Source organism: Pseudochryseolinea flava (assembly GCF_003286915.1).
Lineage (GTDB): Bacteria > Bacteroidota > Bacteroidia > Cytophagales > Cyclobacteriaceae > Ohtaekwangia > Ohtaekwangia flava.
In genome coordinates this window covers 1-15,629 of the sequence record NZ_QMFY01000002.1, presented here as the reverse complement: position 1 = coordinate 15,629, position 15,629 = coordinate 1, and the positions used below count along the sequence as shown (strand labels likewise).

At 40.9% G+C, this 15,629-nt stretch carries 17 protein-coding genes; 16 read left to right on the top strand and 1 reads right to left on the bottom strand.

The features are described 5' to 3' along the window. Positions 1–2: 2 nt before the first annotated feature. On the bottom strand, positions 3–629 hold the full coding sequence (lexA, locus tag DQQ10_RS05285) for a transcriptional repressor LexA (protein WP_112745799.1): 627 nt from the start codon (positions 627–629) through the stop codon (positions 3–5). A 179-nt stretch (positions 630–808) separates the two neighbouring features. Here lexA and DQQ10_RS28365 point away from each other — a divergent pair, with 179 nt between their 5' ends. From DQQ10_RS28365 to DQQ10_RS28360, 16 genes are all read left to right on the top strand, one after another. Continuing rightward, entirely contained in the window at positions 809–1,057 is a 249-nt protein-coding gene (locus DQQ10_RS28365) for a helix-turn-helix domain-containing protein (protein WP_112745798.1), read from the top strand. 29 nt (positions 1,058–1,086) lie between these two features. Beyond that, on the top strand, positions 1,087–1,656 hold the full coding sequence (locus DQQ10_RS05275) for a GNAT family N-acetyltransferase (protein ID WP_112745797.1): 570 nt from the start codon (positions 1,087–1,089) through the stop codon (positions 1,654–1,656). A gap of 75 nt (positions 1,657–1,731) precedes the next feature. Further along, positions 1,732–3,993: an ATP-binding response regulator gene (locus DQQ10_RS05270; RefSeq protein ID WP_112745796.1), complete on the top strand. Its 2,262-nt coding sequence runs from the start codon at positions 1,732–1,734 to the stop codon at positions 3,991–3,993. A 103-nt stretch (positions 3,994–4,096) separates the two neighbouring features. Further along, positions 4,097–5,236 (top strand): hypothetical protein, encoded by a 1,140-nt coding sequence (locus DQQ10_RS05265; protein ID WP_133259534.1) that lies wholly within the window; start codon positions 4,097–4,099, stop codon positions 5,234–5,236. An 11-nt stretch (positions 5,237–5,247) separates the two neighbouring features. Beyond that, positions 5,248–5,676: a hypothetical protein gene (locus DQQ10_RS05260; protein WP_112745794.1), complete on the top strand. Its 429-nt coding sequence runs from the start codon at positions 5,248–5,250 to the stop codon at positions 5,674–5,676. Positions 5,677–5,765: 89 nt separating this feature from the next. Further along, on the top strand, positions 5,766–6,650 hold the full coding sequence (locus DQQ10_RS05255; protein ID WP_165823804.1) for a toprim domain-containing protein: 885 nt from the start codon (positions 5,766–5,768) through the stop codon (positions 6,648–6,650). 28 nt (positions 6,651–6,678) lie between these two features. Further along, positions 6,679–7,236 carry a hypothetical protein gene (locus DQQ10_RS05250; protein WP_112745792.1) on the top strand — a complete coding sequence of 186 codons (558 nt, stop codon included), beginning with the start codon at positions 6,679–6,681 and terminating at the stop codon, positions 7,234–7,236. A gap of 613 nt (positions 7,237–7,849) precedes the next feature. Further along, on the top strand, positions 7,850–8,257 hold the full coding sequence (locus DQQ10_RS05240; protein WP_112745790.1) for a plasmid mobilization protein: 408 nt from the start codon (positions 7,850–7,852) through the stop codon (positions 8,255–8,257). Further along, the gene (locus DQQ10_RS05235) at positions 8,242–9,489 is read left to right on the top strand and encodes a relaxase/mobilization nuclease domain-containing protein (protein WP_112745789.1); all 1,248 of its coding nucleotides are present in this window, start codon (positions 8,242–8,244) and stop codon (positions 9,487–9,489) included. Before DQQ10_RS05240 ends, DQQ10_RS05235 begins: the two co-directional genes overlap by 16 nt. Positions 9,490–9,499: 10 nt before the next feature. Continuing rightward, positions 9,500–11,443 (top strand): conjugal transfer protein MobC, encoded by a 1,944-nt coding sequence (gene mobC / locus DQQ10_RS05230; RefSeq protein WP_112745788.1) that lies wholly within the window; start codon positions 9,500–9,502, stop codon positions 11,441–11,443. Between the two features lie 2 nt (positions 11,444–11,445). Beyond that, on the top strand, positions 11,446–12,264 hold the full coding sequence (locus tag DQQ10_RS05225) for an RteC domain-containing protein (protein ID WP_112745787.1): 819 nt from the start codon (positions 11,446–11,448) through the stop codon (positions 12,262–12,264). A gap of 33 nt (positions 12,265–12,297) precedes the next feature. After that, positions 12,298–12,747, top strand: a complete 450-nt coding sequence (locus tag DQQ10_RS05220) for a DUF6934 family protein (protein WP_394341958.1) — start codon at positions 12,298–12,300, stop codon at positions 12,745–12,747. Between the two features lie 36 nt (positions 12,748–12,783). Then, positions 12,784–12,951 carry a hypothetical protein gene (locus DQQ10_RS27860; protein WP_165823803.1) on the top strand — a complete coding sequence of 56 codons (168 nt, stop codon included), beginning with the start codon at positions 12,784–12,786 and terminating at the stop codon, positions 12,949–12,951. 236 nt (positions 12,952–13,187) lie between these two features. Next, positions 13,188–13,901 (top strand): phospholipase D family protein, encoded by a 714-nt coding sequence (locus DQQ10_RS05215; RefSeq protein ID WP_112745786.1) that lies wholly within the window; start codon positions 13,188–13,190, stop codon positions 13,899–13,901. A 27-nt stretch (positions 13,902–13,928) separates the two neighbouring features. Continuing rightward, complete coding sequence (locus DQQ10_RS05210; RefSeq protein WP_112745785.1) at positions 13,929–15,149, top strand: hypothetical protein; 1,221 nt, start codon at positions 13,929–13,931, stop codon at positions 15,147–15,149. Positions 15,150–15,156: 7 nt separating this feature from the next. Continuing rightward, positions 15,157–15,540, top strand: a complete 384-nt coding sequence (locus DQQ10_RS28360; protein ID WP_112745784.1) for a three component ABC system middle component — start codon at positions 15,157–15,159, stop codon at positions 15,538–15,540. The last annotated feature ends 89 nt before the right edge of the window (positions 15,541–15,629 follow it).

Below are 15,629 nucleotides of genomic sequence, written 5' to 3'. Positions count from 1 at the left end.
GATTATTCCGGTATGGGGATGGTTGCAATGACTAATCCTTGAACCTTCAACTCGTCAGTGACGATAATTGGTTGATGCTTTTTATTACTTGATCGTGGTGTAAGCGTTACGAAGTTGCCGTTTCGGTTGAACTCTTTTACAGTTGCCTCATCATCGATAAGCGCAACTACCGTTTGTCCATTTTCTGCGGTGTTCTGCTGGCGTACCAAAATCAAATCGCGATCATTGATTCCAGCTTCATTCATCGAATCACCCTTTGCACGAAGCATGAAGTATTTGCTGCCTGGTTTCGCCAACGCTGTAGAAACTGGAATCATGGCTTCAATATTTTCTTGAGCTAGAATAGGTGCGCCACATGTGACGGTGCCTACCAATGGCACGTTAATCGTCTGTACACTATCCTCACTATTTCTTATGTCTTTTAACATTGAATAGCTCCCGTCTAGCCGCTTTCGTAAAAAGCCGCCTTGTTCAAGTTCCTGCATCAACAGGAGGGCAGAACGCGGTGATTTATATTCCATCAGTCCCATCAAATCGCGGACAGACAACACCTTACCCGTGTGCATGACGGAGTTTCTTATATGCCGAAGTGCCTCTCTTGCTTTACCGGACAGCTGATTTTCGCTCATTATACGATGTGTTTAATAGTGTATAACGGCAAGCGGATGACGTAAGTTCCCATGCGGGTATTTTTGCGCCATTTCATGTCTAAAAAGCTGTAATTCAACTAATTAAATTGAAAATTTATCTGAAAAAGAGCCAATTGGCTCTAACATAACGTGACCTCTTTGAGCAGATTCGCTCAGAAATGGGTCACAACCGCGATTTAGGTTATGTCAAAGCATTTGGCAAGCATCTGAAAAGGCTGAGATTGGCGAAAAGCCTTTCCCAGGAGGAGTTGTCATATAAGTGCGTGATCCCAACGAGTCAGATCGGAAGATTTGAGAGAGGCGAACGGAGTCCGACACTCAATACTATAAGGATATTGGCTGAAGGGTTAGGCGAGGAGCCATCAAAGCTCCTGGAATTTAAGTACAAGGTGAAGAGAGATTTGTAATCGGGAATTTGTATTTAGGTTTGTTGTGCATGAGGAAAGCTGAAACTTCTGACAAGCCCATCATTCTGGATATTCTCACCAGATCTTTTGATGACAACAAAAGCGTCAACTATGTAGTTAAGCAAGATCAGAATAGGGTTGATCGAATTAGAAATCTCATGGATTATTCGTTCAACGTGTGCACTGAATTCGGTGAGGTATGGATTTCTGATGATCAGCAAGCCTGCGCTCTCATTCTCTTCCCCGATAGGAAACGTTCTTCATTCCGCACTTTACTTTGGGATTTAAAACTAGCGTTATCCGTAATTGGTCTTGATCGCGTCAATGCAGTGTTGAAGCGTGAGGCGATGATCAAGTCAAACCATCCCAAAGAACCGATAGCATATTTATGGTTTATCGGAGTGAACCCAAAGCTTCATGGAAAAGGCATCGGTAGTGCTTTTATTCAGGAAGTGATTAATGAATGCGAAAGGAAAAAAAGACCCATATATCTCGAAACCTCTATGGAGAAAAATCTCCCGTTTTATAAAAAATTCGGATTTGAGATTTTCCAATCGCTCCAGCTCACATACACACTTTATCAATTACGCAGGGTTTAGATTTTACTTTTTAATGTGAGTTGTACTCGAGTCGGTTTGTTAAACTGATCGGTACTTTATTTAAACTATTTGACTATGTACTTCATGCATACACAAATGCACATGGTGACTTTTATGATCACTATGTTCGAACTGGTAATGTTGGTTTTCCAGGGTATCTATTTCCTGCAACGGCCAGCTGAAAAAAGTAGGCTTCAGTTTCTATTGCTACTGGTTTGCTTAATTGCCTATAACCTGTGTAGCGGACTGTTTCCCGATAATGCCCTGCCAATACCAGTTGCTGTACAAACGATCACTGCCTATTTCGTTGGCTTTGCAATGTCGATGTATGTTGTATACTACTTCTATAAGGTGTTTGATTTGAAACACTTAAAGTTCTTTGCCACTTATGGATTGCTCTTCTTCCTGTTTCTGCCCTTTGTATTCCTCTTTGTTGTTCCGTATTTGTTGACAGGTGACAGTCGAATGAGCGCGAAGCTTACGGTGATTGTTCCTTTCTGTTATGGACTGGGATTTATTTACAGCACTGCTCGCGCTTTAATCTTGAAGTTCAAAACGGCAAGAGCCGAAGGTAAACTCATCGATGAACCGCTGTATGAACATGCTATTGTTGCCTATATTTCTATGGTCTGCTGGGCTGCACTTCCCGTGATTGTTTTTCTTGGAGATTTTCAAGTCCTGGAACATTCAGTTACCAATGCGGGATTCTTGATGATGACAATCATTTACGTCAAGTCTACGATTAATCAGTCCAGACGCGAGTACGAAAAACTGATTGAGTCGGAAAAGAGTCTACAAAATATGACAAAGACTTTGCGAAAGAAGGTAAAGAAACGAACCAAAAAGTTGGAGAGCGTAATGGAAGCCAAAAAAACAACATTTATAAACCTGGCGCATGAAACGAAGACTCCATTGACGTTGATTAACAATTATCTAAATGAATACATCGAAAACCACGGTGAAACTGATGAGATCAAAGTCATTAAGAGCAATGTTAAGCGCCTGACCAACGACATTGTCAATTTTTTTGACGTTGAATCTTATGAAAGGGGATTCAGTATGTACAATCATGACAGGGTTTCCAATTTCACTTCTTTGTTGAATGATAAGGTATTATTATTCAAATCCGCTGCGGAAAAGAAAAGAATCAATTTCATTTCGAAGGTTGATACTGGCCTGCATGTCAAGGCTCATCCCGGTGCTGTAGATCGGATTGTGAACAACCTTTTAGAAAATGCTATCAAGTATTCGGACGAGGGTGCTACAATCGAGACGCGATTAACATCGAAAGACGATCGGGTTATCTTCACTGTGAGAGATTCTGGGCACGGAATTCCGCACGATCAAAAAGAGAAAATATTTGAACCATACTACAAACTATCTGTGCCTGGTCGAAACTCGGAAGGAATGGGAATGGGGTTATCAATCGTCAAGAAAATAGTTTCCGATATTGAGGGAACGATCGAATTGTCAAGCGAGGTTGGTAAGGGAACGCTCATCGAAGTTTCGTTACCTATTGCTACCAACGTAAATGAAGTTGTTCAAGAAGGGATTAGCACAGAGGACATCGATTTTGCTTACAACCAAATTCTGTTGGAAGAAAGTCTCGATGGCGATAAGCCGTTTGTTCTTTTGGTCGAGGACAACATTGAGATGCTAAACTTTCTTCGGAGCAAATTGAAAGAAAAATACAATGTTGCCGTAGCTAGGAACGGCAAGGAGGCAATTGATAGATTGAACTCGTTGTCATCTGTTGACTTAATTATCTCGGATGTCATGATGAACGAAATGGATGGATATGAATTCTGTAGAGAGGTGAGCAGCATGGACCGCTACGCTCACATACCATTTATTTTTCTTACGGCTAAAGGCACAAGTGAAGACCGAATTACCGGGTTAAACATAGGCGCTGTCGCCTATATCCCAAAGCCTTTTAAGATAGAAGAACTGCTTGCGCGGGTCGAGTCCATACTGGCCAACCTCAAGCGGCACCGGGAGGCGTTTGTCAGCAAGGCCTATCAGTCCGTAATGAAGGATCGACACCAACCACCTCAGACAGTGTCAAGTAAGCGTTGTGCCTTCACCGACAATTGTAAGAAGTATCACTTGACTTCACGGGAAATAGAAATCATAAAGCTGCTGATCAAAGGTAATCCTTACAAGGTGATCAGTGGGGATTTGTCGATCTCGGAAAAGACCGTGAGCAAGCACATTTCAAATATATTCTCAAAGGTTGGAGTGAATAACAAAATAGAGCTGATTAGCCGGTTGGAAGCTCAGGAATTGATAACTGACTCAAATTCAGCAGTCAAAGGACGATCTGTACAGGAAAAGTAGTATGAAATTACTGGTAAAATAGTATTGTCATCGTGCTCCATTAGATCCAAGTTTGTATCGTAGCCAAGTAGCTGTTACGGAGTGTGGGTCTAAACTTTGGGAATTGGCGTACGAACTTGAAACCATAGAGTCGAAAATAAACGAGAACATTTCGCTTGCCGCTTCGGAGTCAATTACGGTTGACGTTCCTGAGTTTCATAGGGAATTGGATTCGGAATGCGCGAAAATCAAGAAGGCGTTCAGGCATCAGGTTGTTTCGTTTGAGAACGAGAACCTGGTGAAGCGCTATTTTCATTTTCACCAGGAATCCTTGATTGATCTCATCAACACAATTCAGGCGAACACGCGTGCCGGGAGCGGAGATCAGATATTTGATCCAGTGGTAACGAAGCTGTCGGACTTGCTCACATATCTTGAGGACCACTTTCCAGAGTATTTCGATCTGGACATGAAAATGCCAACTGCTGCGAGCAATGTAATTGTTGTTGAATTATCCGCATTTAATGAAACCATTGCGGAAAGGTTTGAAAGTCTAAATGTTGACATCGGTCTCATTCAGTTGATAAAGAATACTATAGAACAATTCATTATTCACCCGACTCTCATGAGCTTCAGAACGTTTTACTATTTCAAATTCTTACGAATTCATTTGTCGAACCTCAAAGCTGATAATTCCACTGAGACACTAGATCTGATTCGCTTACTCATGCACTGCAACTTTAATCAAGAATCGTTCTATCAATATTTCGTAAGGTATATACAATGGGCTGTAAACAAAGTTGCATCTGTGAACGAGAAGCTTGATGAGCTTGCGTTCTACTTGAAATTCGCTAATCAGGAAGCCAGTGTAGGCAGCTTTGCATTTAATCATAACAGTGTCCCAGTCAACATTCAGATTGCTGACTGGATTTCTCAGGAAGTACAATACCTGAAAAACAAGCAGCAGTTATCACCGATGACATTAAATGCCGAAGATGCGATTTCAACGGAGTTTAAATTGAACTTCGATCTCTCTGTTTCTATACTGGCTTACCTATTTCGTGCGTTCACCGAAACTGGCGTTATTCAAAATAAAAATACATCTGAGTTAATTCGATTTCTCACTAAATACGTAAAGACAAAGCGCTCTGAATCGCTCTCATATGAAAGCTTCAGAATAAAGTACTACAGCGTGGAGAATGGCACTAAAGATGCTGTTAAAAAGATGTTGCAGTCAGTGTTAAACTTTATCAACAAAAACTAAACTTTGTGATTATGAAAATGCGTGTTGTTAGTTTTTTAGTTGGAGTTTCGATCTGCTATGGATGTGGAAACTCTGAGAGTGCAAGTTCGAGCAATGAATCTATCTCTGGTACTTACGTTCGAGAATACTCAAGCGAGATTCTGAATCAGCTTAGTGGAAACAAGATGGGGATGCGAACAGTGCGAGATACTATCTATATCAGCACGGCAGGAGAGAAGTTCAAAGTAGAAAATGCGAAATGGAGCATGAACGACTACGATCAAGAGGGTTGGAAAAATATGGAGCATGCTGAGTCCGGGCCATTACCAGCATTTACCGCAGAGTATGACGAAAGCTCTCGCACACTCAATTCAGGATCTGCGCCTGATCTCGTCATATCCGAAGACAATAAGTTGTCAGTCGGTGGTAAGTCTGAAATTGCGTACGCGAAAATTAATTGATAACTATTTCTCTCCAAGGTTGGTAACACCTTGGTGGCGGTGATAAATATCTCTTAGGACATTCGAGCCATAACCAAATAAAAATGGATATGGCTCTTACTTTTTCAGACGCAAAGAAGATTCCGATTATAGACTATTTGAGTTCAATCGGAATTCAACCCGCAAAAATCAGAGGGAATAACTATTGGTATAACTCTCCACTGAGAGGAGAGAAGGACCCATCATTCAAAGTCAATAACAAATTAAATCTATGGTATGATCATGGTTCGGGGGAAGGCGGAACTCTCATTGACCTGGGTGCGCGTATCAATACATGCACGCCTTCAGAGTTTGTAAATCAGTTGTCTGAGTTCAGTCCTATTACTCCTTTATTTTCTCTTCACCGAAACAACCCAAAGGAACCCGAGAATAAACTCAGCATTCAATCGGTTGGGGAACTTCGCAGCAATGAATTGATTGATTACTTGCGAACTCGAGGCATTGATGAAGATGTTGCGTTTCGCTACTGCAAGGAAGTCTCCTTTCAGATCGCTCAGAAGAATTACCTGGCTGTCGGATTTGAGAATAAGTCTGGAGGCTATGAACTCAGAAATAATTGGTTCAAAGGATCATCAAGCCCCAAAGACATTTCGTTTATAGACAATGATTCAGCCAAATTGTATGTGGTGGAGGGGTTCATGGATTTTCTGTCCATTGAACAGCTCAAAAGCAAAACGCCAGCGTTTGGAACGGATGCGGATTTTCTGATTCTTAATTCATTAAGCTTCATGCAGCGAAGTCAGGCTTTGATGAAGAGTCATGAATCTTTCTTATTTCTTGATAACGATCAGGCAGGAGCCACCGCAAAGAAGTCTTTGCACAGCGAGCATATTCCATTTATGGACTGTTCTGGGTTCTACGCGTCTCATAAAGACGTGAATGATTATCTGGTCGCTCAACTCAATCCAGCGACAAAACGCTCAATTAGAATTTAGTTTTCATTTCAACCTTAGCAACAATTTTATGAACCATATCGTGACCTATCTAGAAAGTAAGCAAGCCATCTTCCATGGTGCGCTTATCCTTATGATACTCTACGTGCCTCATGCAGGTAACCTTTTCATGCAATTAGAGCACCTTGACATGACCTTTTCCGGTTATTCCGTCCTTAACTGGATATATGGCGTGGGGCTGGCGGCAGTAATTGAGTTCCTGATCCTGATCTTCCTGATTAATGGCTACAAGAACACTGGCAAGTTCTACGCGGTCGTCAGTTTTTTCCTCAACGCCTTCTATTATGATTACTGGTTTATCACCGTCCAAGATCCGACTGTCGTCAACATTAAAACTACCATTATCAGCTTATTCATTTGTCTTACTCATTCATTGTCGGTCTGGCAATTGAGTGAATTGTTCTACCGGAGAGTAAGAGAGGAGAAAGTCGAACTCTTCTGTGAAGAGTGTAATGCCGGTCCATTCACAAATAAAAGAGCGCTTGATGGCCACATTTCAAAGGCGCATAAGTACCGTAGAAAGGACGAGATACAACTCTCTGAAAAGACTTCAGAGAAGGCGGCATAAGGAAATCTAGAACCACAATAATCTGCGAAGCCTGGATAAAATCCGGGCTTTTTTATGGCCTCATCTGAAGGGCTTCGATGCTTGTCCTCCAGCATCAGCAAGATGTATTTTTGTCCACGAAAATGCCTCGGAACTCGGCATCTGGGCGACCCTGAGAACCCTCAAAAGTAATTCAGCCGGTCTAAGCGTCTTAAGCCCTTCAGGCTAAAATACGCATGACAACGGCCAGAAAACCCCGTCCTAAAAGTTCAAAACTCTTCTTAATAGCTTTCAAAAAATCGAGAATCACCCGGCTTATTAAGCTGCTTTTACCGCTTTTGTGCCTGGTGCTCAAGCAAGGGGATAGCACGCATATATATATAGTAAAGGCTAAAAGTGAAGAAGAAAACCAGAAAGAGGATTATGAAACTGATGATTGTATCAGAGAGAATCATTCTCTTTTTAAGTGCTTTCTTCGCGCTGATCTACACCATAAAAGAACTTTTTTTAAAATGATTTAGAGCGCCCATAATTTTTTTTGTCTCACAATCAATGCATTACCGGGGGTACTAGTACCCTTGTAACTGTTTTCCAGTATAGGTCTCGCCTTTCTTTACACCCACGAGAGAAAAATATGGCGAGAAAGAAATTATCAAGACCAGAGGAGCTGCTTAATCATCCGATTCGAACACGGGTGAATGATGCAGTATTCAACCGTCTTGAATCTAGTCTCTCCGAAAGTAACTGTCATTCGATTGGCGAACTGGTAAGGAAAATTCTTTCGAAAGAAAAGATCGTGATGATTAAAAGAGACATGAGCCTTCAAGTTCACATCCAAGAACTGGCAGGCATCCGGTCTGAGCTTCGAGCAATTGGCACTAACGTCAATCAGATCACTCGGCATTTCCATGCAGCAGATACTGAACGCAAGAAGATGTTTTATGCGATGGAGGTAGCCGAGGAATACACAAAGGTTAGTGAAAAGGTCAGCGTGTTGATGGAAATGGTAGATACACTTGGACGAAAATGGTTGCAAAGGTGATTAGTGGGAAGACGATACGAGGAGTTCTCAGCTACAACGAGAACAAGGTTAAGGAGGGGACTGCTGCTTGCATTAGGGCAGAGGGGTTTCCGGTTAAGGCAGATGAGTTAGGCTTTAATGACAAGTTGCAGACCTTTCTTGACTATCAGTTATTGAATTCGAAAGTGAAGACCAACGCGATTCACATCTCGTTAAATTTTGACAAGAGTGATCGACTAGATAAGGACATGTTGGAAAAGATTGCCGAAACCTATTTAGACAAAATTGGTTTCGGAAGCCAGCCATACCTGGTGTATCAACATTTTGATGCAGCGCACCCTCATATTCATTTAGTCACGACAAATGTCAAAGTTGATGGAAGCAGAATCGATCTGCACAATATTGGCCGTGATCGATCTGAAACGGCAAGAAGAGAAATTGAAATCGACTTTAAGCTTGTCAAGGCCCAAGGCCGGAAGCAGGATAATGAGATTCTAAAGCCTGCCGATCTCACAAGAGCCGCATATGGTAAGTCTGAAACCAAGCGGACAATTTCAAATATTGTAAATGCTGTTGTGAGATCATACAAGTTTACATCCATCCATGAACTGAATGCGGTTTTGAAGCAATACAACATAATCGCAGATCAGGGTAAAGAAGGAACACTGATTCGAGAAAAGAATGGTTTGCGATACTCTTTGTTAGATAAGAAAGGCCAGGCTATTGGAGTACCCATTAAAGCCAGCTCAATATATGGCAGCCCGACCTTGAAATTTCTCTCCGGTCAGTTTGAACTCAACGAAATGAGACGTGAATCTCATGGGCAAAGATTGAGAACCGTCATTGACGCATTTGAAGCGAAACCGGGGAGGGAGTTTTCGGACTTCGTCAAACATATGGTCGCCAATGATGTCTATCCGGTTGTTAGGCAGAACGAGGACGGAAGAATATATGGACTAACCTTCATAGACAATACAACGAAGTGTGTATTCAACGGTAGTGCACTGGGCAAAAGCTACAGCGCGAATGGAATTCAGGAGCGATTCAAAATAGAACCTGATAAAAAAGATCCAACAATGCCGCGTCTGCCGGTGAAGGAGTACAACGAGAAGCAAACTTATTCGATCAGCGATGCAGATCCAAGACTCGAAAATTTGGATCTCGTGCGGCAGCTAACGGAAGCAAATGTCGATCACTCGAATACGCCTTATGATTTGAAAAAGAAGAAGAAGCGGAAGGGAAGATCAATTTAACAAGTTTATCATGGCGCATCAGACAGGTGAAAATGATCAAGCACTACGAAAGATTGTTGACTTTACCCGAATGGGGAGTCTGGTCTTACTCGTCATCCATTGCTATTATTTCTGTTACGAAGCATTTAAAGCTTGGGGCTACAGCAGCGAATTCAGTGACAAGGTATTGATAAAGCTTGGAGCAACAGGTTTATTCAACTCAATATACTATTCCAAGATAGGGGTGATTTTGCTACTCGTTATTTCATTGGTTGGGGTGAAAGGTAAAAAAGAAGAAAAGACGAGCGCAACTGCCGCAGTAAGTTTCGTCTTGTTCGGTTCATCGATATTCTTTGTTAGTCATTATGTTTTCGAAATAGGTATTGAGTTTGAATGGCAGGTCTACATCTATTTTGCATTGATCGCGTTGGGGTACATTTTAATATTGACAGGTGGTGCCCGGCTAACAAGACTTTTGAAACTGAAATTGACTTCTGACATTTTTAATTCTAGAAATGAATCGTTTCCTCAAGAGGAGCGACTGCTAGATAATCAATATAGTATCAATCTTCCAGCGAAGTATGTAATCAAAGGGAAGGAGAGATCCAGCTGGATTAATTTTATAAATCCTTTTCGCTCCCTTCTTGTTATTGGTACACCTGGTGCAGGTAAATCTTATTTTGTGATCCGCCATGTTATCACGCAGCACATACGAAAGGGCTTTTCCATGTTCGTTTATGATTTCAAGTTCGATGACCTGTCGATCATTGCCTATAATGCTCTCATTCAAAATAGAAATGCTTATCAAATCCAGCCTGAATTCTATGTGATCAATTTCGATCACATCTATCACAGATGTAATCCACTCGATCCATCTACCATGTTTGATATTACTGATGCAACGGAGTCGTCAAGGACGATAATGCTTGGATTGAATAGGGACTGGATAAAGAAGCAAGGTGACTTCTTTGTTGAGTCACCAATAAATTTCGTGACTGCAATAATTTGGTTTCTGAAGAAATTTGAAGGAGGTTGTTTTTGTACCCTTCCGCATGTGATTGAACTCATGCAATTGGATTATCCAACGTTGTTTAAAATTCTTGGTTCTGAGAGGGAAGTTGAAGTATTGATTAACCCGTTTCGATCAGCATTTAGAAATTCCGCGATGGAGCAACTTGAAGGGCAAGTCGCCAGTGCTAAGATTGGATTGGCGCGACTTTCATCACCACAACTTTATTATGTTCTCTCAGGCAATGATTTCACGCTCGATATCAATAATCCTGATAGGCCCAAGATTGTTTGTATGGGAAACAATCCGCAAAAGCAGCAGATCTATGGCGCAGTACTTTCACTTTATATAACGAGAGTGATCAAGCTGGTGAACAAGAAGCACCAGATGAAAAGCAGTTTGATCTTTGATGAATTTCCGACTATCTATTTTAACGGCATCGATACGTTAATGGCAACAGCCAGGGCAAACAAGGTTGCCACCACACTTGCCGTTCAGGATTATAGTCAGCTGAAGAAGGACTATGGGAAGGAGCAGGCTGAAGTAATAATGAACATTGTCGGAAACGTAATTAGTGGGCAGGTAGTAGGAGAGACCGCGAAGTTGTTGTCTGAGAGGTTTGGCAAGATTGTCCAGGAGCGTGAAAGCGTTTCAATAAACAGTTCTGATACATCAGTTAGCAAATCTACACAACTCGATTCCGCAATTCCACCTTCAAAAATAGCTTCACTGTCATCAGGTGAGTTTGTTGGAATGGTTGCGGATGATCCAGATCAGAAAATCAGCTTGAAAATATTTCACAACGAAATCATAAACGATCATGAAGCGATAAAACGGGAAGAAGATGGCTATGCCCCAATACCAAAAGTACGGGATGTGACGCAAGAGGAGATCATGGAGAATTACCTCCTGATAAAACGTGAGATTGAATACATAGTAGATCAAGTAACCAAAAAAGCAGCTTAATTATGGATATGAAAGAATTTGCCGAGGAATTATATGTGACGATGCAAGAGAAGTTTGCAGAAGTGGAGTTATCTGCAAAGGACTCGATTGTCAAGGAGAGTAATTATATAGAGATAGTGAAATCGCACACCTATGGTCTTAAGAACTATCTCTATCAATACGAGTTCTCATCACCACAGGAAGAGATTTATTTCTTCAAGAATATCAAGCCGAAGTTTGTGAGTTTATTACTGTTTCACAACGAGCTATTCGAAATCGAAGTCTCAAAGCCGTTAGAAAAAGATTCTATTATTAAACACTACCTCGAGGCATTGCAGAAAGGTCAGGCGTTTATTAATACGCACATGGAATTTTATAAGTACTTGCATTTAGGTTCAACTTACCTGGATTCAAAATACTTTTTGCCTGATAAGAATCACGAGACGGGCAACGATGTCATCTACGATTCACGTTTCTGCACGCCATTCGATCATAAATTCTGTTTGCTTCAGTCTTATGAGTTGATGAAGGAGCATCTGACTAAAGCTATCGAGAAGCTTACAATGCCAGTGGACGAGTACAGTCCACTCCAATGGACAGGCCCGAAGATATCGCTGATTGAATTGATGTACGCGCTTCAGGTATCAGGTGTCTTCAATAAATCCGTGACTGATGTGAAAATGATCGCGACCTACTTTGAAAAGATCTTCCATGTTGATCTTGGAAATTATTACAGAACGTTTCGGGACATTCAAACCAGAAAAAAAGCGAAGACTGTCTTCCTTGACGAGTTGAAATTCAAATTGGCTGAGAGGCTTGACGAGCCAATGCTTGTTGAGTAAAAGTTGGTATTTTACGATTCCATTTAGAGCAAAGTGAACCAGGCCCAATACAGTTTTCAGACGAATGAATCGTATCTCGATTTTGAATTCGAGAGCAACGGTCCAAAGGGTTCAATTAAGAAAGTCGTGCGGTACTCTCCGCGCAACGTTGACGGTATGACTTACTTCAACTTAGGGTTTGGTGATTGGAATGAGGCGGAAGCTCGGATCGATGATGTCTCGACTACCAATAACCAGGACACACAAAAAGTGCTGGCGACAGTAGCCGCCACGGTTCTGGATTTTACAGCCGCTTATCCAGACATGTTGGTATATGCTGAAGGTAGCACCCCGGCCCGAACAAGGCTGTATCAAATGGGAATTTCCGCGAATTTGGCTCAAATTGAACCAATTTTAGAGATTTATGCGTTTAAAAAGGGTGTGGGCTGGGAGGCCTTCCAAATAGGCACGAATTACGAGGCCTTTATGGCAAGGCGAAAATAAATGCTTAAATTTGTAGGGTAGAAAACGAGGTCAAAAATGGCTAACGAAAAGAAACACATTCAAAAAGTAGGCTCAAAAGCAGTGGTGAATTCCACCGTGAGGGATTACGGCAATGAGGCATTCTTTGTGAAGAAAGCCAATGACTCTAAACAGTTCTTGGAAAAGCATGGATTTCCTAAGGCTTTTCAGAAGCGTCCTAGCTGATGAGAGGATTTTAACAACATAATTATATCAAAAGGCAGTCGAAAGATTGCCTTTTTGTTTTTAATCCAATCACAACCCATGCAAACTGTTGACCGGCTGTGATTAAATCTTTACTTTAGTAGTCGGTGATTCCCTGACCCACCCGATCCGCGCGATCACGAGCCCACTTGGAATCCTCAATTGGCTTTGGAACTCTATCCATTAACAGATAGCTGTTAATTATTTTATACAACCCTATGGCGAAATTCCTGAATACAAGTGGAGTGACTTTCTACTTAGAAGAACTCATTAAGCGGACAAAGGATAAACTCATTCTTGTCAGTCCGTATTTGCAGTTTAATGACAGAATCAAAGAGCACATCCAGAATCTAAACATCCAGAAAAAGGACATCAGAATTGTCTACCGTGAAAACAAACTCCATCCAGATGAAAACAATTGGCTTGCCAATCAAATTGGAGTGCGGACCTCAATCTGCAAGACACTTCACGCAAAGTGCTATATAAACGATAGCGAGGCAATTATTACCTCAATGAATCTCTACGAATTCTCACAACTAAACAATAATGAAATGGGGATTTATATCACGAAAGAAGCAGATCCAGAACTCTATAAGGACACTTTCGATGAAGTACAACGACTGTTGACAATCAGTGAAGAAATTCGAGTAACGGTTCAGAAAATGGATGCTAAAAATGGTTCAAAGAAAACTGCAAAAGAATCGTCTAACGAAGGAAATGGATACTGCATTAGAACAGGAGTGACAATTCCCTTCGATATAGAAAAACCTTTAAGTAAAGAAGCCTATAAAAAATGGAATGAGTACGGTGATGAGAACTATCCTGAAAAATACTGCCATTTCTCTGGCGAAGCTTCTAATGGAGAAACTTCTGTCAAGCAGCCGATATTGAAGAAAAATTGGAAAAAGGCGAAAGAGGTCTATCACCTATAAGCATCTCCGTCCTCAAATCGGGAAATTATGGATGCGAGCAAACCATTTACGGATACAACAGCAGCAGATACATCAATTGGGTTTGATTACCAATTCTATTACTTCTTTCTGCTATTGTTAAATCTAAGGATAGGAGAAAAAATTGGACTGGAGGTAAAGGACGACATTCACATCGATCTGAGTAACGGCAAAACTATTTTCATTCAAACCAAACATTCAGTTCAAACAAAAGCAGACGGATCAATAATTAATTTAACCGAACGCGATAAAGACTTATGGAAGACACTTTCGCTGTGGGTGGATGTCATCAATTCGCAAAGTGATAAGAAAGCATTTTTAAAGAACAGTATTTTCCAACTTATTACAAACAAGAGTAATTCAGCGAATCCTGTTTTGGTAAACATTCAGGGTGTGCAGGCTGAAGTTAAATCTATCGATGATTTTCAGACATACTTAGATGGTTTGATCGCGGGAACTCAAGACGCAGACGTGAAGAAGTATATGGAGAATGTTAGGGCATTAGCAAAAACTCATCTCAGTTTATTTCTCTCTGCTTTCCAATTTGATCTCAGTGAAGACAATTTGATCCAAAAAATTAAAGACAGAATTCTAGAGAAGATACACTTAGAGGAAAAAGTGCAGGATGTTTATCAGTCTCTTCATTCTGCATTAAGGGATAAAAACTATTTGACAGTTAAAGAGAAGGAAATAATAGAATATTCCTTTGAAGATTTCAACAAGCATTTTAAAAGTTGTTTCAAACTTGGATTAAGCACCAAGCTTCCAATTAGAGAAATTCAATTTCAGATTCCCGATGATCCTTCTCAACAACTTTTCATAAAGCAGCTTGTTGACATTGGCGATGTGGATTCAGACGACAAAGCAAGAATTGCGGAGTTGACCACTCATTTGCTGAAATTGTTTAACAACTTAAAGGAATGGGAGATGACGGATGGATTGTTGCCATCAACTAAAAAAGGATTTGATCGCAACTCAGTCGGTTTATGGACGAACTGTTTTCGAAGCGTGTATCGAGATGTAATGCAAAGACTAAAATCCGGTTTAGACGTTTCGACTATTGATGATGAGATTAAGCAGAAAGCGTTGGAGTGCCTAGATGAAATGCGTAGACAGACTTTGAAGATTGAAGACACGGACTTGGACATCGACTTGAGTAATGGCCATTTCTATCTTCTAACGGAGGAAAAAAGTATAGGCTGGCACTATGACTGGGAAAAACGATACTAATATTTGAATGCAGAGTTCCTATTTACATAACAACGAAGCTTTGGCTACTGTCGCCATTGGGCATTTCTTAAGCCTTCAGCATCAAATGGAGTTTTCCAAATTGCTATTTGTTCTTCCGTTTGTCTTGCATGAACCCACCGTTAAAAGATTGAAAGGCCAATCTTATAAAAGAAGCCTTGAAGAGTTTATTATTAAAAACATTGACTGTGTCTTAAATTTTAATTCAAGATTCCAGGACTATTTACCATTGACTTTGAATTCGGTTACAATTCTCAGAGAAATAGGACTGCTTACTATTAAGGGTGATGTAATTGCGTTTAATGCCGGTTCTACTGAACTGTTTCAGCCTGATGTGACTATTTCGCTAAGTGTGACCCACCTATTTCGGTAATGATCTGACCCACCTTTTAGCTGCGTGGATTTGATGGTTCTAAGCTAGTGTTTTTCGGAAGAGTTTTTTAATGATTTTTTTCTTAACGA